Source organism: Gordonia sp. NPDC003429 (assembly GCF_053588575.1).
This window is the reverse complement of sequence record NZ_JBSFQF010000007.1, coordinates 173,580-196,265: the sequence shown is the minus strand read 5'-3', so window position 1 is coordinate 196,265 and position 22,686 is coordinate 173,580. Positions and strand designations below refer to the sequence as shown.

The following is a 22,686-nucleotide window of genomic DNA, read 5'->3' as shown; positions in this document are numbered from 1 at the left end:
ACTCGACCGGTTTCGTGTTACGCGACTCGGCCGTTCAATTATTCCTTCGGTAACCACCCGGAAACAGTGCGGCGGTGAACTGTCTCTCGTAGCCAGTTGCATCGTTGCCCTTGGCGTACAACCTCTCCCGCCTCTCTCCATTCGCCGTATCACCGCACCCGTCAGGAGCTCTTCGTGTCCAGTTTCGACGAGACCATCACCGAGAACATCGCCAAGTCCCTCGCCGAGATCCCGCATCCGTCGCTACCCAAGGGATCCAACATCTATGGCGCCACCAAGATCTTCCCCGACTATCAGGCCGAGGACGGCGAAACCTACTTCACCCTCGTGCACGGCATCGCGCACGAGTCCTCGGTGTCGTTCGTCGCCGTGCTGCAGGCCACCCGCGCACTGCGCAAGGGGTTCGAATCGGCGATCTACTTCTACGGGCCGGGTGCCATCAATTGCCTTGCCACGCGCGGCTTCCCGACCACCGGCGACTCCGGATTCCCCGGCGAACAGAACATCAACAACGCCCTGGAGACCTTCATCGCCGAGGGTGGCACCGTGTTCTGCTGCCGCTTCGGCATGGCCCTGCACGGCGCCCGTGAGGAAGACCTCATCGAAGGTGTGATCCCGGCGCACCCGCTCGACGTGCAGGACGCGGTGATCCACTACGCCCGCAAGGGCGCCATCATCAACTCGACCTACATGGTCTGATCTCCCAGACGTCTTATCCCCGAGGTGATCTCATGACCACACTGGCAGCGGTCGCGGCGAACTTCACCCGCGACCTCGAACAGAACTACGCCGTCATCGCCGACTACACCGCACGAGCCCGCGCCCGCGGGGTGGATTTGCTGGTGTTCCCGGAGGCCGCGATCGGCGGCTACCTCTCGTCGCTGGGCAACCACGGCGACACGGTGCGTACCACCAGCCGGTCGCTGCCCCCCGCGATCCGCCTCGACGGACCCGAGATCGCACGCGTGCAGTCGATCGTCGGTGACATGGTGATCGCCATCGGCTTCTGCGAACTCGCCGACGACGGCGAGACCCGGTACAACGCGGCGGCGGTGCTCGACGGCACACACATCTACGGCAGCTACCGCAAGGTGCATCAGCCACTGGGCGAGAACATGTCGTACTCCTCGGGTTCGGGATACGGGGTGTTCGACACACCCGCCGGACGCGTGGGCCTCCAGATCTGTTACGACAAGGCATTTCCCGAGGCGGCGAGGATCATGGCTCTCGACGGGGCCGAGATCATCGCGAGCCTGTCGGCGTGGCCCGCGGCGCGCACCGCCACCGCGGAGAACCTGCAGGAGGACCGCTGGACCTACCGGTTCAACACCTTCGATGTGGCACGGGCACTGGACAATCAGGTGTTCTGGGTGTCGTCCAACCAGTCGGGGACGTTCGGGTCGCTGCGGTACGTCGGCAACGCCAAGATCGTCGATCCCGGTGGCAACGTGCTGGATTCGACACTGCTCGACGAAGGACTCGCCGTCGCCGACGTCGACATCGCGGGTACCTTCACCGCCATGCGTGGTGGGATGTTCCACCTGCGCGACCGTCGCCCCGACGTCTACGCGACGCTGGCCGAGGTGGATCCCGCGGGCAGCGGTAGCTGGCGGGACCTCGCTCATGCCTGAGATGAATGTGGCCGTCCGCTGGCCCGACGGACGGATTCAGAACTGCTACTCACCGAGTCTCGTGATGCACGATCATCTCGAGGTCGGTGGCCGCTACACCGTTTCGGACTTCACCTCCCGGGCGGGCACCGCGCTGGCCGAAGCGGCCGAGCGGGTGCGCGCAAAGTACGGCTTCGCATGCACGTCCGCGATGGCCAGCGCCGACGAAATCAATTCCACCGCACGTCAATACGCCGACAACGACGTCGTCGAAGTGATCTCGATGCACCCACCGCTACCTGCGTAGCACCCTCCCGATCCGGAGCAACATCATGAGCACATCCCTTCCGACCGCCCGCCCTCTCGGGCAGGCACACGTTCCGGTCCTCGTCGTCGGCGGTGGCCAGGCGGGACTGTCGGTGAGTTGGTATCTCGGCCGCGCGGGTATCGACCACCTGGTGGTGGAGTCGAAGACACCCATGCACGCCTGGCGCGACGCCCGATGGGACAACTTCACCCTGGTCACCCCGAACTGGCACTGCCGGCTGCCCGGATTCGGCTACGACGGACCCGACCCCGACGGCTTCATGACGCGCGACGAGACCGTCGACTGGCTCGCCCGCTGGCTCGACACGTTCACGCCGCCCTTGCGCTGCCACACCACCGCCACCGGCCTGAGACGCAGTCCCGCAGGCGGATTCGAGGTGACCCTCACCGAATCCGGCGCAACGCACACCGCGCCGGAGACGATCACGGCCGACCATGTGGTGGTCGCCAGCGGTGGCTATCCACTCCCGGTGATCCCACCCTTCGCGTCGGCGCTGACCCCCACCGTCACCCAGATCCACTCCCAGCAGTACCGCAACGCCGCGCAGCTCCCCGACGGCGCAGTGCTGGTGGTGGGCACCGGTCAGTCCGGCACCCAGATCGCCGAGGACCTCCACCTCGCCGGCCGACAGGTACACCTCGCCGTCGGCAATGCCCCGCGGGTGGCACGCCGCTACCGGGGCCGCGACTGCATGACCTGGCTGGCCGAGATGGGGCTCTACGACACCCCGGCCGCCCAGTATCCGGGTGGCAAGGCCGCCACCGAGAAGACCAACCACTACGTCACCGGTCGCGACGGCGGTCGCGACGTGGACTTGCGCCAGTTCGCCACCGAGGGCATGAAGCTCTACGGAGCACTCACCGGCGGCAAGGATTCCGCACTCGAATTCTCCCCGACACTCACCGAGGCGCTGGATTACGCCGACTCGGTGTACAACTCGATCTGCTCCGACATCGACCGCTACATCACCGACTGCTACACCAAAGACCAGGGGATCGTGGCGCCCGAACCGTCGCGGTACGAGCCGGTGTGGACACCCGAGGCCGACCCGCTGCACCTCGACCTCGAGGCCGCCGGCATCGGCTCCATCATCTGGGCCATCGGCTACCGCCCCGACTACCGCTGGATCGAGGCGAGCGCCTTCGACGGTGCGGGCCGGCCCATGCAGACGCGGGGTATCACCGAAGTACCCGGACTGAGCTTCATCGGTCTGCCGTGGATGCACACCTGGGGTTCGGGACGATTCCTTGGCCTCGATCGCGACGCCCGCCATGTGGCCGATGCCATCATCCGCGACATCACGTCCTCGCACCTCGCGCCCGTCGCAGCGGTCGGGTGATTGCATGACCGTATCGACCAGAGTCGACCTGGCGCTGCTCGGGATTCGCGGAGCACCCCCACCCCTGTCCCGTACCGGAGGAGCCGGACCCAGCGACGACGGGCACCTCGTCATCGACGGACGCCACGCCGCCATCCCGCGTAACCCCGACAGCCCGTTCACCGTCGACGGCTCGCGGGTTCTCTACGACGGCATCGACATCGGGATCGAGGCCGCATCGATCGCGCGGCCCAGGTTCTACGATCTACAGACCGACGACGGTGTCGGCTACGAGAAGATCGCGCGGCTGCACGGGCGGGATGTCCTCGCCACCACCGTGGTCCAGACCTGCATCCGCTACGACGAAGACCAACGCTGCCGCTTCTGTTCCATCGAGGAGTCGCTGCGCAACGGGGACACCGTGGCCGTGAAACGCCCTGCCGACCTCGCCGAGGTGGCGCGTGCCGCCGTCGACCTCGACGGTGTGACCCAGATGGTGATGACCACCGGAACCTCCGGTGGAAAGGACCGCGGCGCACGACATCTCGCCCGATGCGTGCGCGCGGTGAAGGCCGCCATCCCCGAACTGCCGATCCAGGTGCAGTGCGAGCCTCCCGGCGACCTGTCGGTGCTCGCCGACCTGCGCGACGCCGGCGCCGACGCGATCGGCATCCACGTCGAATCTCTCGACGACGACGTACGCCGACGCTGGATGCCCGGGAAATCGACGGTGTCGCTGGCCGAATACCGCGCGGCCTGGGCCGAAGCGGTGCGCGTGTTCGGACGCAACCAGGTGTCCACCTACCTGCTCGTCGGACTCGGCGAGAACATCGACGAGATGATCGACGCCGCAAAAGAACTCGCCAACGGCGGGGTGTACCCGTTCGTGGTGCCGTTCCGGCCGCACCGGGGCACCCTCGCCGTCGAGACCGACGGTGCCACGGCGCCGGATGCGGCCGTGGTGGAGAAGGTGACCCGCGAAGTGGGCGAACACCTTCGGCGCATCGGGATGGCGGGGTCGGATCAGCGGGCCGGATGCGCCGCCTGCGGCGCCTGCAGTGTGCTGCCGGACGTGGGCGCCTGATGGCCGCGCCCGTGTCGCGGCCCGAACTGTCCATCCTGGCCGGCACCCCGCGACCCGAGACCCCTACACGGGCAGCCTTTCTCATCTCCGTGTGCGACGACGCGATCCGGCGCGACGCCTACCGCCGACTGCGCCACCGCGAGTTCGTGGACCGGCAGGGTCTGTTCGAACGGTCCGATCTCGATCACGTCGACGATGATCCGCGCACGGTGGTGCTGCTCGGCACGAGTCCGTCCGGTGCCGTCCTGGGAGGGGTGCGGCTGGCACCTGTCTGTGCACCGGACCTGGGATGGTGGACCGGAAGCCGACTCGTCGTCGACCCCGGTGCCGACGCCCCCGGTCTGGGGGCGGCGCTGGTGCGCGCGGCGGTGGCATTCGTGGAATCGCGCGGTGTGCTGCGGTTCGAGGCGCGGGTGCAGGACCGCTACGCACCGCTGTTCGGCAGACTCGGCTGGGACGACCGCGGCACCGACCACACCGTCGCCGGGCGGGCGCATCGCAGGATGAGTCACCCGATGCGTCAGATCCGGCGGACCGCGGAGGTCACCAAGTCGATGCTCGGCGGCACCCTGGCACCGCTGGCCGATCAGCCGGGAGGGCTCGGCCCCGCCGGATTCCGCGGCGACGACGGAGTGCCGGTGCCCGGGTCGGACGTGGTGGCGGCCTGCGATGCGATCGTCCCGTCGATGGTCGAACGTGATCCGGAGTGGGCCGGATGGTGCTCGGTGCTGGTGAATCTCAACGATCTCGCCGCGATGGGAGCCCACCCGACCGGCCTGCTCGACGCCGTGGGGGCACCCGACCGCGCACACCTCGACCGGGTGATCGCCGGCCTGTCCGCGGCCGCCCGCGCGTGGGGGGTGCCCGTTCTCGGCGGACATACCCAGTTGGGGGTGCCGTCATCGCTGGCGGTCACCGCGCTGGGCGCCACCCCGAACCCGGTGCGGGCCGGCGGCGGGCGGGTCGGCGACACCGTGACGGTGCTGGCCGATCTGGTCGGCGGCTGGCGCCCCGGCTATCGGGACAAGCAGTGGGACAGCACCAGCACGCGCAGCGCCGATGAGCTCCGGTCGATGAATCATCTTGTGGCGCAAATACAGCCGGCCGCCGCGAAGGATGTGAGCATGGCGGGTCTGGCCGGCACCCTGGGCATGCTGGCCGAGGCCTCGGGTACCGGCGCCGAACTCGACATGAGCGCGATACCGCGTCCGGCCGACGCCGATCCGGCCGCGTGGCTCACCTGCTTCCCCGGTTTCGCGATGCTGCTCGCCGATCGGCACGCCCACACCGCGGTGAGCGCACCGGTCACCGCGGCGGCGTGCGGGCGTCTCACCGCAGGCACGGGCGTGTACCTGCGGTGGCCCGACGGCGAGCGCACCGAGGCGGTGCCTGCGGGTGTCACCGGCCTCGGGTGTGCGTGACCTAGAGTGCCAGCATGGGAACGGTGACGCTCGGCGCTCTGGCCGCGCATTTCGGACGCGACGTGGAACGCGGAGTGTCCAAGGCGGTCGGCATCATCGAGTCCGCCGCGAGCGACGGCGTGGAGCTGCTCGTGTTTCCCGACGCCAGCATCGGCGGTTACATCGGGGATCTGCGTCACCCCGACCCCACTGAACTACCGCCGGCGCTGCAACCCGACGGCCCCGAGATCGCTGCGCTCATCGCGGCGGCCGGACCGATGACGGTATGCATCGGCTACACCGAGGCCGCCGGCGGTAACCGGTATAACACGGCGGTCTGCCTGTCCGGAGAAGGGGTGCTCGGCACGCATCGCAAGGTTCACCAGCCCGCCGGTGAATCACTGGCCTATTCCGCCGGTGATGCCTTCCGCGCCTTCGACACCCCGGTGGGTCGGATCGGCATGCTCATCGACTACGACAAGACGTTTCCCGAGTCGGCGCGCACCCTGGCCCGGCAGGGTGCCCGCATCATCGCCGCGCTCTCGGCGTGGCCGGCCAGCGTCACCGACCGCGCCGCCCGGCTGCCCGCCGACCGTCAGTCGCGGCTCTTCGACCTCTACGACTGCGCCCGCGCGGCCGAGAACCAGGTCTTCGTCGTGTCGTCCAATCAGACCGGGGTGATGGGATCGCTGCGTTTCCTCGGGCAGGCCAAGGTCGTCGGTCCCGGCGGCGACATCCTGCGGACCACCCGGTCCAAGGGCGGGCTGGCCAAGGTGTCGGTCGACGTCGACGCCGAGATCACCCGCGCGCGAAGGGTACTCAATCATCTCGGCGAGCTGCGACCCGACGCGTACGGGGTGCCCGGCGACGCGCTACCCGCGGGCGAGCCACGGTGAACCGCGGCACTCCGGGGGACGTACCGCGGGTGGCGTTGCTGACGTACTCCACCAAACCCCGTGGCGGCGTGGTGCACACCCTCAACCTGGCCGAGGCGCTCGCCGCGCTGGGCGTGGACGTGACCGTCGTGACACTCGCGCGAGGCGGCGACGACGGATTCTTCCGTGCGGTCGACCCGGCGGTGAACCTCCGCTACATCGAGTTCGCCGATCAGCCCGGCGACAGCGTCACCGAACGCATCCTGCGCTCGATCGGCCTGATGCGCGAACGGTTCTCACCCGGGGATTTCGACATCGTGCACGCCCAGGACTGCATCAGCGCCAACGCGGTGGGCACGTGCATCCGCACCATCCATCACCTCGACACCTTCACCACCCCGATCCTCGTCGAATGCCACGAGAAGGCGATCGTGAATCCCTATGCGCACATCTGTGTGTCGCGTGCGGTGGCCGACGAGGTGCGGGCCGGGTGGTCACTGCACCCGACAGTGATTCCCAACGGTGTTGCCGCACAGCGATTCAGCGCAGCAGCAGGCGACGACGAGCAGGCCGCGTCGGCGCGGGACGCGTGGCAGCGACGACTGGGACGTTTCGTGCTGGCGGTGGGCGGGATCGAACCACGCAAGGGCAGCGTGGATCTGCTCGAGGCGTTCGCACTGCTGCGGACCCGTCATCCCGACCTCGCCCTCGTCTTCGCAGGTGGCGAGACGCTGTTCGACTACCGCGATTACCGTGCCGGATTCGATCGCCGGGCAGCCGAACTCGGCATCGAACCGGTGATCCTCGGTGCGGTGGACGAGGAGTCGCTGCCGGCGCTGGTGGCCGCCTGCGAGGTGTTCGCGTTTCCGTCGGTCAAGGAGGGTTTCGGGCTGGCCGCGATGGAGGCGCTTGCCGCCGGGCGTCCGGTGGTGGCCCGCGACCTGCCGATCCTGCGTGAGGTGTTCGGCGACACCGTGACCTACGCGCGTGACGTCCCCGAACTCGCCGACCGGCTCGAGCAGGCCCGACAACCCGAAGGCGGCCGCCTCGTCGCCGGCCGTGCGCTGGCCGAGTCCCTCACCTGGGAGTCGGCGGCCCGCGCCCACCTCGACTTCTACCGGGCTCATCCCACGCCGTAGCGGGCGTCGAGGTCCGGTCGATCCGTTACGGTCGTCCCATGTTCAGTATCGGAGTGATCGCCGCGGCGCTGGCCGCGGTGGCCTACGGGTTGTCCACCGTGCTGCGTGCCCAGGGGGCGCAGGAGGCAGCGACCTCGACCGGAAGCGCCGCCGGGTCGGCGGGCGGAGCGCTCGCCGCCTTCCGGAATCCGACCTTCCTGATCGGCACCCTGATGGTGATGATCGGTTTCGGCGGCGGCGCCATCGCCGCCCGCTTCCTTCCGTTGTTCCTCGCGCAGTCGATCGTCGCGGGCAACCTCGTCGTCACCGCGCTGCTGGGCACCGTGATGCTGCACACCGCGCTGCACGCCCGGCAGTGGGCGGCGATCGCGTTGGTGGTGGTCTCGCTGTTCCTGCTCGGCCTGTCGGCGTCGCAGGAGGCGAAAACGCACGCCGACATGGCATTTCATTGGTGGTTGTTCGGCATCACGGTGAGCGTCGCCGTCGTCGGCACCGTGATCATGCGCGCGCTGGGAGACCGTGGGGCACTGTTCGGTGGCGCGCTGTCGGGCCTGATGTACGGGGCGCTCGCCGTCTCCGTGCGCGTGCTGCTCGGCGTCGATCCCTTCGACCTGGAGCGGCTGCTTACCGACCCGGCGGCGTGGACCATCGCGATCGCCGGTGCACTCGCGTTCTACATCCAGACGCTCGCGCTGCAGATCGGACCGGTCAACGCGGTCACCGCGGTGCTGGTGGTGGGCGAGACCGGACTGCCGGCCATCGTCGGTGTGCTGTTTCTCGGCGACGAGGCCATCGACGGACTGGAATGGCTTGCGGTGGTGGGTTTCATCGGGGCCATCGCGGGTGCGAGCCTGGTGGCGTGGTTCACCACCACCGGCGACGAGCCCGGACATGAATCCGGTGACCCCGCCGTCGCAGCCTAGACTGAACCGATGAGCACCGACGAGATCATCGAAACGATCCTGCGTCAGTACGACACGATCACCGTCGTCGGCGCGAGTGCGAATCCGGCCAAGCCGTCCAACGAGGTCCCGGCCTACATGAAGGACCACGGCTGGCGGATCATCCCGGTGAATCCGACGGCCACCGAGATCATCGGGGAGACGGTGTATCCGAGCTTGGCCGAGGTGCCCGAGCAGGTGGATTTCGTCGACGTGTTCCGGCCCGCCGCCGACGCCCCCGACATCGCCCGCCAGGCCGTCGCGGCCGGGGCCGGGGCCCTGTGGCTGCAACTGGGCATCGTCTCGCCGCAGGCCCGGCGGATCGCCGAGCAGGCCGGGTTGCTCTACGTCGAGGATCGCTGTCTGAAGATCGAGCAGCGCCGGACCCGGATCACACCGGCCGGGCGATGAACGGTCCGGCCGGACTGCCGCTTGCGCTGCTGTTCGTCGCCTTCCTGCTCACCTTCCTCATCACCCGGACCATCACCCGACTGATCCGTGCCGGAAAAGGTCCGTTCCGCAACAACGTCGCGGGCGGCGTGCACATCCACCACGCGGTACCGGGGATCGTGTTGCTGATCGTCGGGGCCGTCACGTCGGTCGCCGCCGACGGTCACAGTCCGGCCGGGGAGATCGCCGCGGTGCTGATCGGGGTGGGGGCGTCCCTGGTGCTCGACGAGTTCGCGCTCATCCTGCATCTGCAGGACGTGTACTGGTCGGGTGAGGGGCAACTGTCGGTGCAGGTGGTCTCCCTTGCGTTGGCGGTCCTCGGGTTGCTGGCCCTCGGCATCAACCCGTTGACCACCGCCGACGACGACACCCGGTCGGCCTACGGCACCGCCGCATTCGTCGTCGTACTCGTCATCCACCTCGGCTGCGTCCTGCTGTGCGTGGCCAAGGGCAAGTATTCGACGGCGGTGGTCGGCGCCTTTCTCCCGCCGGTGGCCTGGGTGGGTGCCGCGCGGCTGGCACGCCCGCATTCACGCTGGAGCAGGCGACATTACTCGGCCGCCAAGCAGGAGCGTGCGCAGCGCCGCGCATCCGGTTTCGACGCACGGTTCGGCAAGTGGGGGCTGACCGTCGCCGACCTCGTGGCCGGCCGGCCCTCGACGCCGGACCAGTCACACCCGTCCTGACCCGACAACCCACGTCCTGGCGCGCGCAACAGAGGCCACCGTCAATCAGTTGTGTGCGATCGAATAAGATGGGTGAAGGTGGTACCGAACGGCGAAGGGACCGACATGGCCGCGCAGCAGCCCGAGATCGACGACAATCCCCTGCAACTCGAACGGCAGGTGTGTTTCGCACTGGCGCTGGCCAACCGGTCGGTGCTGCGCATCTATCGGCGTCTCCTCGATCCGCTGGGCCTCACCCATCCGCAGTACATGGTGATGCTGGCGCTGTGGGAGTCGCATCCACGATCGGTCAAGGACCTCGGAATCGTGCTGCAACTCGACTCCGCGACGCTCTCGCCGCTACTCAAACGATTGCAGCGAACGGGACTGATCGTGCGCACGCGACGCGACGACGACGAACGCAACGTCGACATCGACCTCACCGCCGAGGGGACGGCACTGCGTGAGCGGGCCCTGTCGATACCCGGTGCTGTGGTCGATGCGCTCGGCGTGCCGCTCGACGATCTCGACGAGCTTCACGATGTGCTGACACGCGTCAATGCGGCGGCCGTGCGCGCCGACGTCCGCGACTGAGCTCCATCCGGCTATGGTCGAAGTGTGTCCGCATGCGACGGGGCACCTGACCAGGGGAGCGCAGCATGGTAGCCGCCATCGTGATCGGAGTGACCGTCCTCGTTGCCCTGTTCATCCTTGGTGGCGCGGCCTGGTTTGCGTTCGATTCCGACAAACGGGTTCGCAAATTCGCCCGCTCCACCGACCTCATTCCCGGGCGGCCCGGCCGCGCGCCGCAGGAGTGGACCACCTCGACCTCGCTGGAGGCGCGACTGCACAGGCGCATTCGTTACGCGATCGCCGACGTGCATCAGAATCCCGCGATTCCGCACGACCAGGGACTCATGGCCGAACGTGATCGCCTCGACTCCGCGGTCTTCGACCTCGACGACAAGCTGATCGCCGCCGCCGAACTCCCGGACGACGACAAATCGGTGGAACTCGAGCGGATCGAGTCGGCGATCAAGCAACTCGAGGAATTGCCCAAGAAGTTGTGGGAGGCGCCTGCCGATCAGCAACGCACCGACATCGACGACGTGATCGCGTCGATCGCGCGGGTCTGATCCGGCCGCAGGCTCATTCGGTCATCTCGATCAGAGTCCGGATGGTTCGTAGGTTGCGCCCGGTGCCCTGCACCCCGAGTCCGCGCGCGATGGCGGGCGCGGTCAGCGCGGACTTCCCCGCACCGGCCTGATAGCGGATGTGCAGATCGCTGCCGATCACGTGCAACTCGTCGTCGCCGAAGTCCTTGTCGGCGAACGACTTCACCCGGTCGGCGGTGGGTGTGCCGGTGAGAAAGTACACGTAGGAGTACTTCTCGTCGGCGACCTCGAACGGATGCGCGGCCAGCGCGTCGATGAGGTCGTCGTGCGAGCGGCTGATCACCTCGCGGAAGAAGCCGTACCGCTGCTCGATCGCCTTCTCCAGCGCCCGGTCGAAATGCTCGGGCGTGCCGGGCGGGGTGCATATCAGGTTGCCCGATGCGATATAGGTCGTGACCTCGGTGGCGCCGAGATCGCTTGCCATGCTGCGTAATTCGGCCATCGGCAGCTTGGCACCGCCGACATTGACCGCCCGGATCAGAACTGCGCGCCGCCCCATCCGCGATGCCTCAGATCACCACCGGGCGCGGTGGCGGTTCGGGCTCGGGTGGTCCCGGCTGCGGTATCGGCTCCGGTTCGGGAACCGGGATGGGCGGCTCGGGCGGCGGCTCGGGAATCGGGGCCGGTGCCGGTGTGGGTTCCGGCGGGGGCGGTGGAGGCGGTACTGGCTGACTCATCGTCTGCGATCCTCTCCGCGGACCACGCGGATGCGGGTCCGCTGTGTCCGACGGTACGCGAGCACCCGCCCGGCGGCCACGAAGAGTGCCGTGCGCTGGGCGGATCCTTGGGTGCGGATCCTCGGGTGCGGATCGTTGAGCGCGGATCGTTGAGCGCGAAACGATCAGCGGAATGCCGCGAGGTCGGTGCGGATCAGCATCACGTTGTAGTCGTCCCAGCGGGACGCGACGAAATAAAGGAACTGCCCACCCGACCCCGGATAGATGGAAGGCGCGTACAGACCGGCGGTCTGCGACGCCGGCACGACGACCCGCGGATTCGACCACGGTCCGGCCGGGGTGGGAGCGCTACGGAAGGTGATGTTGCCGGTGTTCTCGGTGAGCATCACGAAACGCCCGAGATAGCTGTTGTAGGCGACCGACAACTCGGCGACCGGCGCGGTGACCACCGGCACGGCGTCGGCCGGATGCGGCGACCACTGATAGCCGGAACCGCCGCGGAAGTACTCGTAGCGCGAGAGGTCGAGGATGTCGCCGGGCCGGAAACGTGAAATGTAGGCGGGACCCTGCCGGCCGCTCGGCGTGCCGTACTGGTAGACGTAGTCGCCGCTGCGGACGAACGCGCCCATCTGGAATCGGCTGTTGCCGTCGGCGACCTGCGGCACCCCGGGCAGGCCGAGGTCGAGATTCCACCGCCGGGTGTCGGCGTCGAGGCCCCAGGTCTGGCCGTTGTCGCGCGACACCGCGATGGCCGAGTAGTTGGTGGTCCACCTGCCGGGGCCGGGCCCCCACCGGTGGATCGACATCATGTTGACGTACTGCACACCGCCGATGGAGATCGCGCCCGTCGGGATCACGCCGACCTCGATGTTGCGCACAGCCACCGCGTTGACCATCGGCTGCGCGAACGTCGGGTGAGCCGCGGTGACCGAGGCCCCTGACCGGATCACACCCGGGATTGCGTCGGGAAAGGTGACGCCCTTGTCGAGGTCGGAGTTGCCGTTGGCGCGCAGCATCGTGTTGTGCCGCCACACCATCTGGCCGGCGCATTTACCCCAGGTGTCACCGAAGGCCATCAGCACCTGCCCCGAGCCGTTGTCCCAGGGGAGGCCGACGTCGGTGGAGGTGATCGAGAAGCGGGTGTCGGTGTGGTTGGGGCTGCGCGGACCGGTGACCCATTGGATCGCCTTGTTCGGCTTGGTCAGCGTGACCAGTGGTCCCTGCGGCTTCTTGCCCTCGGCCCGGTAGCTGCCGAAGTCCACGCTGCCCAGGCCGATGTCGGAGGAACCGCTGCTGCCGGTGCTGCCGACGTCGCCGCCGGTGAAGCCGTTCGCATTGCAGATCGAGGCATGTGCGGGTGCCGACACCGCGGTGGCGCCTGTCGTCGCCACACCGATCGCCACCGCGAGGACGGCACCTCGACGCAGCATTCGTCCCCGGGACATCGCGGCCCGACTCTTCATGTGACACCTCGCCTCGCCAAAACTGTGAACAGTGTGGCAGATGAGGACGAGGAGTGTCATGGTCCGGCCGGATCAGCCCACCGCGGGAGGCGGACCGACATAACGCGCGGCCGGACGGATGATCTTGCGGTCGGCGGCCTGCTCGAGAATGTTCGCGCACCACCCCACCACCCTGCTCACCGCGAAGGTGGGGGTGAACATCGACCGCGGCACACCGCAGCTCTGCATCACCACACCCGCATAGAACTCGACGTTGGCGTAGCGCGGACGGTCCGGGTGGGCCTCGCGCAGCACCCCCGTGATGGCCGTCTCGGCCTGGACCGCGGCGTCGACGATGGGACCGCCGAGCGACACCGCGATCTCACGAAGCAAGAGCGAACGGGGGTCCTCGGTGCGATAGACGGCATGTCCGAAACCCATGATCCGGCGTCGCGCGTCGACCTGCTCCCGAGCCCACGCGCGTGCATCGCCGTGCGCGGCGATCTCGTCGAGTGCGTCGAGTGCGCGGTCGGGTGCGCCGCCGTGCAGCGGCCCGGAGAACGCGCCGAGCGCCCCGCACACCGCGGAGTAGACGTCGGCCCCGGTCGACGCGATCACCCGCGCGGTGAAGGTCGACGCGTTGAAGCCGTGGTCGATGGTGGCGATGAGATACTGCTCGATCGCCCGCACGTGTGCGGCCGCCGGAATCTCGCCGGTGATCAGGTAGAGCCAGTTCGCGGCCACGCCGAGGTCGGGGTGCGGAACCAGCGGGGTATCGCCGCGGCGAAGGCGGTACAGCGCGGCCAGGATGGTCGGCGTCACCGCGGCCACCCGCAGAGCGTCGGCGCGGCGTCGTTGGTCGTCGCTATCCCACATCGGCTGCGCGCCGACCGCCGGGGCCATCGCCGAGAGCGCCGTGCGCAGGCCGGGGAGGAGGTCGCGTTCACCGCCCAACGTGGCGCTGTGGGCGACGATGGGCTCGATCTCGTCGGGGATCTCGCGTGCGGCACGGGTCAGGGCGACGAAGCCGGCGAGTTCGTCGGCGTCGGGGAGCCGGCCGTGCACGAAGAGGAACCACACCTCCTCGAACGTGCGGCCACGCGCGAGGTCGATGGCCGGGTACTCGCGGTAGTGGTAGAAGCCCTCGTCGCCGCGGACGTCACCGATCTCGGTGTCGGCCACCACCACGTTCTGCAGCCCCGCCGGGGCGATCACCTGCTGAGTCATGACTCCACCATCGGGTGTTGATCGAGGTGCGTCAATGTTGATTCAATCAAGATGTGGAGCGCACTCGTACCCGGCGGTGGCCGACCCCCATCCGGCACGACGGACGCGATTACCTGACCACCGACCAGGTGGCGAAGGTGTTGGGCGTCAAGGTGTCCACGGTGTACTCCTACGTCAGCAGGGGCAGGCTCACCAGCCACCGGCTCGACGGTGTGGGCGGCAGCGTGTTCGGCGTCGACGAGGTGGAGGCGGCACTGCGCGGTCCCCGCCACCGGCCGCCTGCCGGGGTGGTGGAACGCATCCGCACCCAGGTGACCTATCTGCACGACGATCGCCTCTACTACCGGGGCCGCGACGTCGTCGACCTCGCCCGCACGACGAGGTTCGAGGATGTCGCCGCGCTGCTGTGGCAGCAGCCGTGGACGCCGGTCGCCGCAGATCCGACCCTGGCACAGCGGGTCCGGACCGTGGCGCGACCCGGCTGGCGGGGTATGGACCGGGTGCGGCTCGCGGTGGATCTGCTCGGCTCCGACGATGTGTATCGTCACCGCCTCGACGCGCCCGCGGTGGCGGCGAAGGCGGCCACGGTGATCGTCGGGGCGGTTGCGGCGCTCGATTCCACGGACTCGGGGGTGTCCGTCGCGAGTCGTCTGTGGCCGGCGCTCACCGATGAACCGTCGACACCGCAGACGGTGGACCTCCTCAACGCGGCACTGGTGCTGATGGCCGATCACGACCTGTCGGCGGGTGCCGTGGCCGCGCGGGTGGCGGCCAGCGCGCGCGGCAGCATCTACGCCGCATTCGGCGCGGGTCTCGGCGCCTTCGACGGTCCGATGCACGGCGGGGCCACCACGTTGGCCCGTCGCTTCCTGCCCACCGCGCTCGACGATCCCGCGTCGGCGGTGTCGGGCCAGATGTCGGCGGCCACACCGATTCCGGGAACCGGACACGTGGTGTACCGGCACCGCGATCCGCGCGCGGACGCACTGCTGGACATGATGCGGGCCGCCGCGGGCGGCGACCCCCGCGTGCAGCCGGCGATGGACACCGTCGTCGAGGCACTGGGCCCCGGCCGGTTCGTGAATTCCGACCTCGCGCTGGCCGCACTCGCCCTGCGGTACCGGATGCGGCCCGACGCGGCCGAGACCATCTTCGCCGTCGCCCGGCTCGCGGGATGGGCGGCACACGCACTCGAGGAGTACCACGAGACGCCGCTGCGCTTCCGGCCCGAAGGGGTCTACACCGGAGTGCGGCCCCGGCCCGTGTGACCGGTGGGCTGTCAGTTGCGGGTGGCGACGGCGAACGTGCGCCGGTACGGCAGCACCGTGCCCCACGGCTGCGCCGGATATGCCGCGCGCAGCCGTTCCCGGAGTTCGGTGGTGAATCCCTCGCGCATCTCGTCGGGCAGCGCCAGCAGATAAGGGCGTGCACCGGTGCCCGAGATCCAGTCGAACACCGGATCCTCGCCCTTGTCGGCCAGCACGTGCAGGTAGGTGCTCTCCCAGGCGTTGACGACGAAACCGTGCTCGGCGAAGAACGTCAGGTACTGCTCGGGCGGGCAGGCCGGGAGCCTGCGCACCGAGTGCAGGTACTCCGCGTACGGATCGGCGGCGGCCAGATCGGTGAGGGCTTGGTGGGTGGCCGCGCCGGACTGGTTGGGCACCTGGATCGCGAACGCACCCTCGTCGGTGAGGTGCTCGATCAGCCGGCCGATCACCGACATCTGCTCGGGCACCCACTGGAACACCGCGTTCGACAGGAACAGGTCGACGGGCTCCGCGGGCGTCCACTCGGTGAGATCGGCGACGTCGTAGTTGGCGTGCGAATCGCTGTTGATCCGGATCGCGGACTCGATCATCTCCGCCGACGAATCCACCCCCAAGACGTGGGCGTCCGGCCATCGTTCGCGCAGGTGACGGGTGTGTTGTCCCGGACCGCATCCCAGGTCGACGACAGTCGACGGGGTGATCGGTACCTGGGCGACGAGGTCCAGGAAGGGGCGGGCGCGGGCGTCGGCAAACTTGAGGTAGCGGGCTGGATCCCAGGCGGCCATGACCCAACTCTATGTGCACCCGACGCCGATGCGCAGCTTCATCCCGCAACGCTGCAGTAGCCTCGAGAGGTGCCAGAGATGCTCGTCGGCCACGCCGACATCCCCGACGAAACGGTCGTCGCCGCGCAATCCACTCCCGCGGATATCGTCGAGATCTCCACCGACGGCGCCTGCCTGGGAAACCCCGGCCCCGGCGGGTGGGGAGCGGTGCTGCGCTACCGCGGCCACGAGAAGCAGATCTCCGGGTCCGATCCGGAGACCACGAACAACAAGATGGAATTGACCGCCGCGATCGAGGGTCTCGCCGCGTTGACCAAACCCTCCACCGTGATCCTCTTCACCGACTCCAGCTACGTGCGCAACGGCATCACCAAGTGGGTGGCGGGCTGGCAGCGCAACGGGTGGAAGACCGCCGACAAGAAGCCGGTCAAGAACGCCGATCTGTGGCGACGCCTCATCGAGGAGGAGAAGCCGCATCGGGTGACGTGGCGGTGGGTGAAGGGCCACGCCGGCGACCACTACAACGAGATCGCCGACACCCTGGCCACCGACGCGGCCAAACGCATCGCAGGTCGCGACACATGACCGGCGGCGCAACCGATTCCGGTTCGGGCGCTGAGCGCAACGACCCGTTGCCGGTTGCGCTCGAACCCGACCGCGATGAGCATCTGCTCGCCGCGATCGAGGGTGCCGGGGGCCGGGTGGTGCCGCTGGATCAGGCCCGCGTGCTGGTATGGATCGGGGGCGCCGACGGCTTTCCGGACCTACCCGACGAGGTGGCGTGGGTGGCACTGAAAACGGCCGGCATCGAAGAGTTCGTCGACGCGGACGTGCTCGACGACAAACGTGTGTGGACCAACGCGTCGGGCTTCTACGCGGAGAACGTGGCCGAACACGCACTGACCCTGCTGCTGGCGGGTCTGCGTCAGATCAACACCTCGGTGCTGCGTCATTGGGCCAAGGAACCCATCGACACCGCGGTGCGGTCGTTGCACGGCTCGACGGTCGCGATCATCGGCGCGGGCGGCATCGGACGCTCTCTCGTCCCTCGGCTCAAGGCTTGCGGCACAAAGGTTCTCGCCGTCAACCATTCCGGCCGGGAGGTGGCCGGCGCCGACCGTACCCTCCCGTCGTCGCGGACCGACGAGGTGTGGTCGGCCACCGACCACGTGATCCTCACCGCTCCCGCCACACCCGAGACCCATCACCTGATCAATGCGGAATCGTTGGCGCAGTTGCCGTCGCACGCGTGGGTGGTGAACGTCGCACGGGGGCCGCTCGTCGATCAGGAAGCCCTCTACTGGGCGCTGCGCGGCGGTGAGATCGCCGGTGCCGCACTGGATGTCACCGATCCCGAACCGCCGTCACCCGACGACCCGCTGTGGACGTTGCCCAACGTGATCATCACCCCGCACATCGCCAACCCCACCTCAGGGCTGACGCGCGAACTGGCGCCCTGGGTGGCCGAGAACATGCGTCGCTTCATCGCGGGCGAGGAGATGGCGTCAGTGGTGTCGGCCGGACGCGACTACTGAGTGTGACGTCGAGCGTCGGGCCGATCGTGGTCGCCGGGGTGTCGGGGTGCGGCAAGAGCACCGTGGGCGCCGCACTCGCTGCGGTGCTGGCCGTGCCGTTCGCCGACGCCGACGATCTGCATCCGCCGTCGAACATCGAGAAGATGCGTGCGGGCATCCCGCTCACCGATGTCGACCGCCGACCCTGGCTCACCGCGGTCGGCACGTGGCTCGCCGATCACCCGGAGGGCGGGGTGATGGCGTGCTCGGCGTTGCGGCGGACCTACCGCGACCGGCTGCGCCGGGCCGCGCCGACCACCCGGTTCGTGATGCTCGACATCGGCCACGACGACGTGACCGCACGGCTGAAACACCGGCCCGGACATTTCATGCCCGCGTCGCTCGCCGATTCCCAGTTCGCCACCTACCAGCCGCTGGGCCGCGACGAACCGGGAATCACGGTGCGCGCCGAGAGGCCGATGGACGACGTCGTCGCCGAGGTCGTCGATCACCTCTTGCGTTAGAGCGCGCTCGAAGGCCTAGCGTCGGATGTCATGAGCACAGATCGCCTCATGCGCAAGGCGTTGGCCGCCCTCGACGAGATCGACGGGCCGATGTCGGTGGAGGTGATCCACGAGTTGGTGGCCATGCCCGACATCACCGAACCGTTGGGCGTCGCCGAGGCCGCCGACATCCTCGACGTGTCGCCGCACACTCTGCGCTACTACGAGCGGGCGGGGCTGGTCACCGTCGACCGTGACGCCGGCGGTAACCGCGTCTACGACGCCGATGCCATGCGCCGGCTGGTGTTCATCTCCCGGATGAGGTTGTCGGGCATGGCGATCCGCGATCTCCAGCACTACGTGCAGCTCGTCGACGACGGCGACGGCACCGTACCCGAACGGCTCGAGATGCTGCTCGAACACCGCGACATCATCCGCCGTCAGATCGCCGAACTGCGGCTCTCGCTGGCCGCCACCGAGTACAAGATCGCCACCTACGGAGGAAGGGCCCAACCGTGAGTAATCGTCCCGCCGTCTCAGGCGCCCGGCGCAGGGTCGGAGACCTGGAGGTCTCCGCACTCGGCTTGGGTTGCATGGGAATGAGTTTCGCCTACGGCACCGCCGACGACACCGAGTCGATCGCAACGCTGCACCACGCCCTCGACATCGGGGTGAATCTTCTCGACACCGCAGACATGTACGGGCGCGGCGACAACGAACGGCTGTTGTCGACGGTGCTTGCCGACCGCCGCGACGAGGTTGTGCTCGCCACCAAGTTCGGCATACTGGTCGACCCCGACACCGGGTATCCCACCGGCAAGGTGGACGGGTCGCCGAGTTATGTCCACACGGCCGTGGACGCGTCGCTGCGGCGGCTGGGCATCGACGTCATCGACCTGTACTACCTGCACCGGATCGACCCGGACGTCCCCGTCGAGGAGACCGTCGGGGCGATGGCGCAACTCGTCGCGGCCGGGAAGGTGCGGGCGATCGGATTGTCGGAGGCGTCGGCGGAGAATCTGCGGCGCGCTGCTTCGGTGCATCCGATCGCGGCCCTGCAATCGGAGTGGTCGATCTTCAGCCGCGACATCGAAACCGACGTACTCCCGGCGGCGCGAGAGGTCGGGGCCACCGTGGTCCCCTACAGCCCGCTGGGCCGCGGCATGCTCACCGGTGCCGCGATCACACCGGCCGCCGGCGATTTCCGGACCACGCTGCCGCGCTGGCAGGGCGACAACCTGGCCGCGAATCTGGAGCTCGTCGACGAGGTGCGGTCGGTGGCCGCCGAGGTCGGCGCCACCGCCGGGCAGGTGGCGCTCGCCTGGTTGCTCGCCCAGGGCGACGACGTGGTGCCGATCCCCGGCACCAAGCGACGCCGCTACCTCGACGAGAACGTCGGGTCATCGGGGGTGGAACTGACGGGGGCCCAACTCGCCCGACTGTCGGCCCTGGAACCCTCCGGGGACCGCTACCCGGACATGAGTTGGGTCAACCGCTGAACCACCCCGCAACCGAATAATGGAACACGTTCTCGTCGAGCCGTGATCGGTGGCACCCTGACCGGTGTGATCCTGGACAGATTTCGGCTCGACGACACCGTCGCCGTCGTCACCGGAGCGGGCCGCGGCCTCGGGGCGGCCATCGCCATCGCGTTCGCCGAGGCCGGTGCCGACGTGGTGATCTGCGCACGCAGCGAACCCGAACTCGAGCAGGTGGCCGCCGAGGTGGCCGACCGGGGCAGACGCGCCCGGGTGGTGGCGGCCGATCTGTCCGACCCCGAGAAGGCCGCAGCACTGGCCGGTGTGGCGGTCGAGGCGTTCGGGCGCCTGGACGCGGTGGTGAACAACGTGGGTGGTGCGCTGCCCCGCCCGGTGCTCGACACCAAACCCGAGCACCTCGCCGACGCCTTCGTCTTCAACGTGGTCAACGCCCACGCCCTGCTCACCGCGTCGGTCCCGCACATGCTGGCCACCGCGGGCGGAGGGTCGGTGCTCAACATCACCTCGGCCATGGGACGACTGCCCGGCCGCGCGTTCGTGGCCTACGGCACCGCGAAGGCCGCGCTCGCGCACTACACCCGACTGACCGCCATGGACCTCAACCCGCGAATCCGCGTGAACGCGATCGCACCGGGCGCGATCCACACCTCCGCGCTCGACATCGTCGCCGGCGACGACACGATGCGCACCGCGGTGGAGAAGGCCACACCGCTGCACCGCCTCGGCGACCCGCAGGACGTGGCGGCCGCCGCGCTCTACCTCACCTCACCCGCCGGCGCGTACATGACCGGCAAGATCCTCGAAGTGGACGGCGGCATCATCGCGCCGAACCTGGAGTTGCCCATCCCCGACCTCTGACGTCAGCGAGGGCTTCACGCACCGTCTCGTCGTAGTCGAAGACGATGACCGGGTGCCTGCGAATCGGACATCTTCGCAGGTTAACCGTTCTCGCCGATCGGTAGAGTTGTGTGGTGGGCGGAATGATGGACTTCATCGGCAACTACTGGTGGCTGGTGTTCGTCTTCGGCGGTGTCGGCGGCGGCTGGGCGAAGTCGATCTCCGCCTACAACGAGAGGCGTCGGCGCGACAAGATCGAACTGGCCCGGGTCAAGGCCAACGCCCGCACCGAGCAGCTTCGCCTCACCCAGGCCGACAAGGCCGCGGTCTCGCGGGTGATGGATCGCCAGGCGGCCGTGGACGAACGGTGGTTCCGCTACGAGCTGGATCTGGCCACGCTCATCGAATTCCCGATGATGATCGACATGCGCGAACCGATGACGCTGGCGTTCCATCGCGCCAAGGTGCGCGCCGACGACCTGCGGCCGGAGTCGGCGGATGCGCCCCTCGACCCCACCGAGTTCGAGCGCTACCGGGAGGCCGTCGGCGATTACGCCGCGGCGTTCGATGCCGCCGAGCGCGAAGCGCGTCGTCGTAAGCAGTCCGATTTCTCGCCGATCGAACGGGAGTCGTTGGATCGGGCCCGCAAGCTGATCGGGGTGGCTGCCGACAACGCCGCCACACCCGCCGAACGGCAGGCCGCCTACCGCAAGGCACGTCAGGAACTCGACGGGCTCATCGACGTGCCGGCTCCCGCGGCCGCCCAACTCGAGCAGCGCATCGCCGGGGAACTCGAACGCGGCCGCGAGGCCTGACCCCGTTCCCCGTCTCGACGCTATGGCTACCGAAGAACGCTGAGGGTGCAAGCTGCGCGTTCTTCGACAAGCCGAGCGAGTGAGGCCGATGGCACCGAGCGCACCGCAGATGCGTCGAAGCCGGTATGACACTCACCTCCACCACCGATCCCCGGTATCCGACGGACCGCCACGGACTGATCCATCGCGGCCTGGCACACGCCGGCGGCTTCACCGACTACGAGCTGTCCGCGGCGGTCGCCCGCGGCGAGTTGCGGAAGGTGGTGCGCGGCATCTTCGTGCGAGCGATGGACCGCACACCCGCCGACAACCATCGTCTGCTGGCGATCGCGACCTACCTGTCGGCCGGTGACGACGTGGTGGTGAGCCATCAATCGGCGGCGACATTGCTGGGCATCGAGATGCTCAAGCCCGAACTCGGGCGAGCCCAGATCATCATCGGACGCCGCTCGGGAGGGCACAAGGATCGCCATCGTCACGTTCGCGTGGGCGTCGTCCCAGCCGGCGAACGCACCCAGGTACGCGGCATCCAGGTGACAAGCCTGGAGCGGACCGCGGTGGACGTCGCTTGCACGACCGCCATGAAGTTCGCCGGGGCACTGGCGGTCTTCGATTCGGCGCTGCGGCTGGGTGCCGATCCCGGCGAGATCGCCCGGCTGCTCGAGCAGCGGAGACGGGGGGTCGAGTGTGCCCGGCTGGCGTTCGGCTATGCGGACGGGAGGGCAGAGAATCCCGGCGAGTCATGGGGGCGGGCACAGATGATCGAGGCGGGCCTGCCGGTTCCCCGGCTACAGCACACCTTCTTCGACGAGAACGACCGGTTCGTCGCCCGCACCGACTACGACTGGGACGGCAGGCTGGTTGCTGAGTTCGACGGTGAGATCAAGTACGGCAAGCTGCTCCGGCCCGGTGAGTCCCGTGCCGACGTGGTCAAGCGGGAGAAGGAACGAGAGGATGCGCTGCGCCGAATGGACGTCATGGTCGTGCGGTTCACCTGGAAAGACCTCGAAGCCGGGCGCGTGGCGGCCATGCTTCGGGAATGGTTGGACCGGTTCGACCTCATGGCGGCAGGGTGAATACATCCGACGGATAAACGCTCGGTTTGTCGAAGAACGCTGGGCGTGCAAGCTGCGC

Annotated in this window: 26 protein-coding genes; 22 read left to right on the top strand and 4 right to left on the bottom strand. The window is 68.6% G+C overall.

The features are described from left to right. Positions 1-174: 174 nt before the first annotated feature. From ACWDSI_RS11230 to ACWDSI_RS11170, 13 genes are all read left to right on the top strand, one after another. Positions 175-699 carry an MSMEG_0572/Sll0783 family nitrogen starvation response protein gene (locus tag ACWDSI_RS11230; RefSeq protein ID WP_449747748.1) on the top strand — a complete coding sequence of 175 codons (525 nt, stop codon included), beginning with the start codon at positions 175-177 and terminating at the stop codon, positions 697-699. Positions 700-731: 32 nt separating this feature from the next. Then, positions 732-1,631 (top strand): carbon-nitrogen hydrolase family protein, encoded by a 900-nt coding sequence (locus ACWDSI_RS11225; protein WP_449756581.1) that lies wholly within the window; start codon positions 732-734, stop codon positions 1,629-1,631. Next, positions 1,624-1,917, top strand: a complete 294-nt coding sequence (locus tag ACWDSI_RS11220) for an MSMEG_0570 family nitrogen starvation response protein (protein ID WP_449747746.1) — start codon at positions 1,624-1,626, stop codon at positions 1,915-1,917. Before ACWDSI_RS11225 ends, ACWDSI_RS11220 begins: the two co-directional genes overlap by 8 nt. 25 nt (positions 1,918-1,942) lie before the next feature. Beyond that, complete coding sequence (locus ACWDSI_RS11215; RefSeq protein WP_449756580.1) at positions 1,943-3,277, top strand: MSMEG_0569 family flavin-dependent oxidoreductase; 1,335 nt, start codon at positions 1,943-1,945, stop codon at positions 3,275-3,277. A gap of 4 nt (positions 3,278-3,281) precedes the next feature. Further along, positions 3,282-4,340, top strand: coding sequence for an MSMEG_0568 family radical SAM protein (locus tag ACWDSI_RS11210; RefSeq protein ID WP_449747744.1), 1,059 nt, complete (start codon positions 3,282-3,284; stop codon positions 4,338-4,340). Continuing rightward, positions 4,340-5,761: an MSMEG_0567/sll0787 family protein gene (locus ACWDSI_RS11205; RefSeq protein ID WP_449756578.1), complete on the top strand. Its 1,422-nt coding sequence runs from the start codon at positions 4,340-4,342 to the stop codon at positions 5,759-5,761. Before ACWDSI_RS11210 ends, ACWDSI_RS11205 begins: the two co-directional genes overlap by 1 nt. Before the next feature lie 14 nt (positions 5,762-5,775). After that, a complete protein-coding gene (locus tag ACWDSI_RS11200) occupies positions 5,776-6,636 on the top strand; it encodes a carbon-nitrogen hydrolase family protein (RefSeq protein WP_449747742.1) in 861 nt (286 codons plus the stop codon). After that, the gene (locus ACWDSI_RS11195) at positions 6,633-7,754 is read left to right on the top strand and encodes an MSMEG_0565 family glycosyltransferase (RefSeq protein WP_449756577.1); all 1,122 of its coding nucleotides are present in this window, start codon (positions 6,633-6,635) and stop codon (positions 7,752-7,754) included. The genes ACWDSI_RS11200 and ACWDSI_RS11195 overlap by 4 nt, the downstream gene beginning before the upstream one ends. A 38-nt stretch (positions 7,755-7,792) precedes the next feature. Beyond that, entirely contained in the window at positions 7,793-8,677 is an 885-nt protein-coding gene (locus ACWDSI_RS11190) for a hypothetical protein (protein ID WP_449756576.1), read from the top strand. A 9-nt stretch (positions 8,678-8,686) separates the two neighbouring features. Beyond that, on the top strand, positions 8,687-9,106 hold the full coding sequence (locus ACWDSI_RS11185) for a CoA-binding protein (RefSeq protein ID WP_449756575.1): 420 nt from the start codon (positions 8,687-8,689) through the stop codon (positions 9,104-9,106). Beyond that, complete coding sequence (locus ACWDSI_RS11180; RefSeq protein ID WP_449756574.1) at positions 9,103-9,831, top strand: hypothetical protein; 729 nt, start codon at positions 9,103-9,105, stop codon at positions 9,829-9,831. The genes ACWDSI_RS11185 and ACWDSI_RS11180 overlap by 4 nt, the downstream gene beginning before the upstream one ends. 105 nt (positions 9,832-9,936) lie before the next feature. After that, on the top strand, positions 9,937-10,404 hold the full coding sequence (locus ACWDSI_RS11175) for a MarR family winged helix-turn-helix transcriptional regulator (RefSeq protein ID WP_449747831.1): 468 nt from the start codon (positions 9,937-9,939) through the stop codon (positions 10,402-10,404). Positions 10,405-10,469: 65 nt separating this feature from the next. Continuing rightward, positions 10,470-10,946, top strand: a complete 477-nt coding sequence (locus tag ACWDSI_RS11170) for a hypothetical protein (protein ID WP_449747737.1) — start codon at positions 10,470-10,472, stop codon at positions 10,944-10,946. A 13-nt stretch (positions 10,947-10,959) separates the two neighbouring features. Here ACWDSI_RS11170 and ACWDSI_RS11165 read toward each other — a convergent pair whose 3' ends face one another. The 3 genes from ACWDSI_RS11165 to ACWDSI_RS11155 form a co-directional block, all read right to left on the bottom strand. Continuing rightward, entirely contained in the window at positions 10,960-11,484 is a 525-nt protein-coding gene (locus tag ACWDSI_RS11165; protein ID WP_449756573.1) for a DUF1697 domain-containing protein, read from the bottom strand. Between the two features lie 342 nt (positions 11,485-11,826). Continuing rightward, positions 11,827-13,125 (bottom strand): DUF4185 domain-containing protein, encoded by a 1,299-nt coding sequence (locus tag ACWDSI_RS11160; protein ID WP_449756572.1) that lies wholly within the window; start codon positions 13,123-13,125, stop codon positions 11,827-11,829. A gap of 72 nt (positions 13,126-13,197) precedes the next feature. Next, entirely contained in the window at positions 13,198-14,331 is a 1,134-nt protein-coding gene (locus ACWDSI_RS11155; protein WP_449756571.1) for a citrate/2-methylcitrate synthase, read from the bottom strand. Positions 14,332-14,384: 53 nt separating this feature from the next. Here ACWDSI_RS11155 and ACWDSI_RS11150 point away from each other — a divergent pair, with 53 nt between their 5' ends. Next, the gene (locus tag ACWDSI_RS11150) at positions 14,385-15,599 is read left to right on the top strand and encodes a citrate synthase (RefSeq protein ID WP_449756570.1); all 1,215 of its coding nucleotides are present in this window, start codon (positions 14,385-14,387) and stop codon (positions 15,597-15,599) included. A gap of 11 nt (positions 15,600-15,610) precedes the next feature. On the opposite strand, the gene ACWDSI_RS11145 is transcribed toward ACWDSI_RS11150, so the two are convergent. Beyond that, on the bottom strand, positions 15,611-16,384 hold the full coding sequence (locus tag ACWDSI_RS11145; RefSeq protein ID WP_449747732.1) for a methyltransferase domain-containing protein: 774 nt from the start codon (positions 16,382-16,384) through the stop codon (positions 15,611-15,613). A 78-nt stretch (positions 16,385-16,462) separates the two neighbouring features. Between ACWDSI_RS11145 and rnhA the strand changes: the two genes are divergently transcribed. The 8 genes from rnhA to ACWDSI_RS11105 all read left to right on the top strand — a co-directional run bounded on the left by rnhA (position 16,463) and on the right by ACWDSI_RS11105 (position 22,628). Further along, positions 16,463-16,969: a ribonuclease HI gene (gene rnhA, locus ACWDSI_RS11140; protein WP_449747830.1), complete on the top strand. Its 507-nt coding sequence runs from the start codon at positions 16,463-16,465 to the stop codon at positions 16,967-16,969. After that, entirely contained in the window at positions 16,966-17,919 is a 954-nt protein-coding gene (locus ACWDSI_RS11135; protein WP_449756569.1) for a D-isomer specific 2-hydroxyacid dehydrogenase family protein, read from the top strand. The genes rnhA and ACWDSI_RS11135 overlap by 4 nt, the downstream gene beginning before the upstream one ends. 2 nt (positions 17,920-17,921) lie before the next feature. After that, positions 17,922-18,422: a gluconokinase gene (locus ACWDSI_RS11130; RefSeq protein ID WP_449756568.1), complete on the top strand. Its 501-nt coding sequence runs from the start codon at positions 17,922-17,924 to the stop codon at positions 18,420-18,422. A 30-nt stretch (positions 18,423-18,452) separates the two neighbouring features. Continuing rightward, positions 18,453-18,920 carry a MerR family transcriptional regulator gene (locus tag ACWDSI_RS11125; RefSeq protein ID WP_449747729.1) on the top strand — a complete coding sequence of 156 codons (468 nt, stop codon included), beginning with the start codon at positions 18,453-18,455 and terminating at the stop codon, positions 18,918-18,920. Continuing rightward, a complete protein-coding gene (locus ACWDSI_RS11120) occupies positions 18,917-19,900 on the top strand; it encodes an aldo/keto reductase (RefSeq protein ID WP_449747728.1) in 984 nt (327 codons plus the stop codon). Before ACWDSI_RS11125 ends, ACWDSI_RS11120 begins: the two co-directional genes overlap by 4 nt. A 66-nt stretch (positions 19,901-19,966) precedes the next feature. Then, complete coding sequence (locus ACWDSI_RS11115; protein WP_449747829.1) at positions 19,967-20,758, top strand: SDR family oxidoreductase; 792 nt, start codon at positions 19,967-19,969, stop codon at positions 20,756-20,758. A 122-nt stretch (positions 20,759-20,880) separates the two neighbouring features. Further along, complete coding sequence (locus ACWDSI_RS11110; protein ID WP_449747828.1) at positions 20,881-21,552, top strand: hypothetical protein; 672 nt, start codon at positions 20,881-20,883, stop codon at positions 21,550-21,552. Between the two features lie 125 nt (positions 21,553-21,677). After that, positions 21,678-22,628, top strand: a complete 951-nt coding sequence (locus ACWDSI_RS11105; protein WP_449747727.1) for a hypothetical protein — start codon at positions 21,678-21,680, stop codon at positions 22,626-22,628. Positions 22,629-22,686 lie beyond the last annotated feature (58 nt).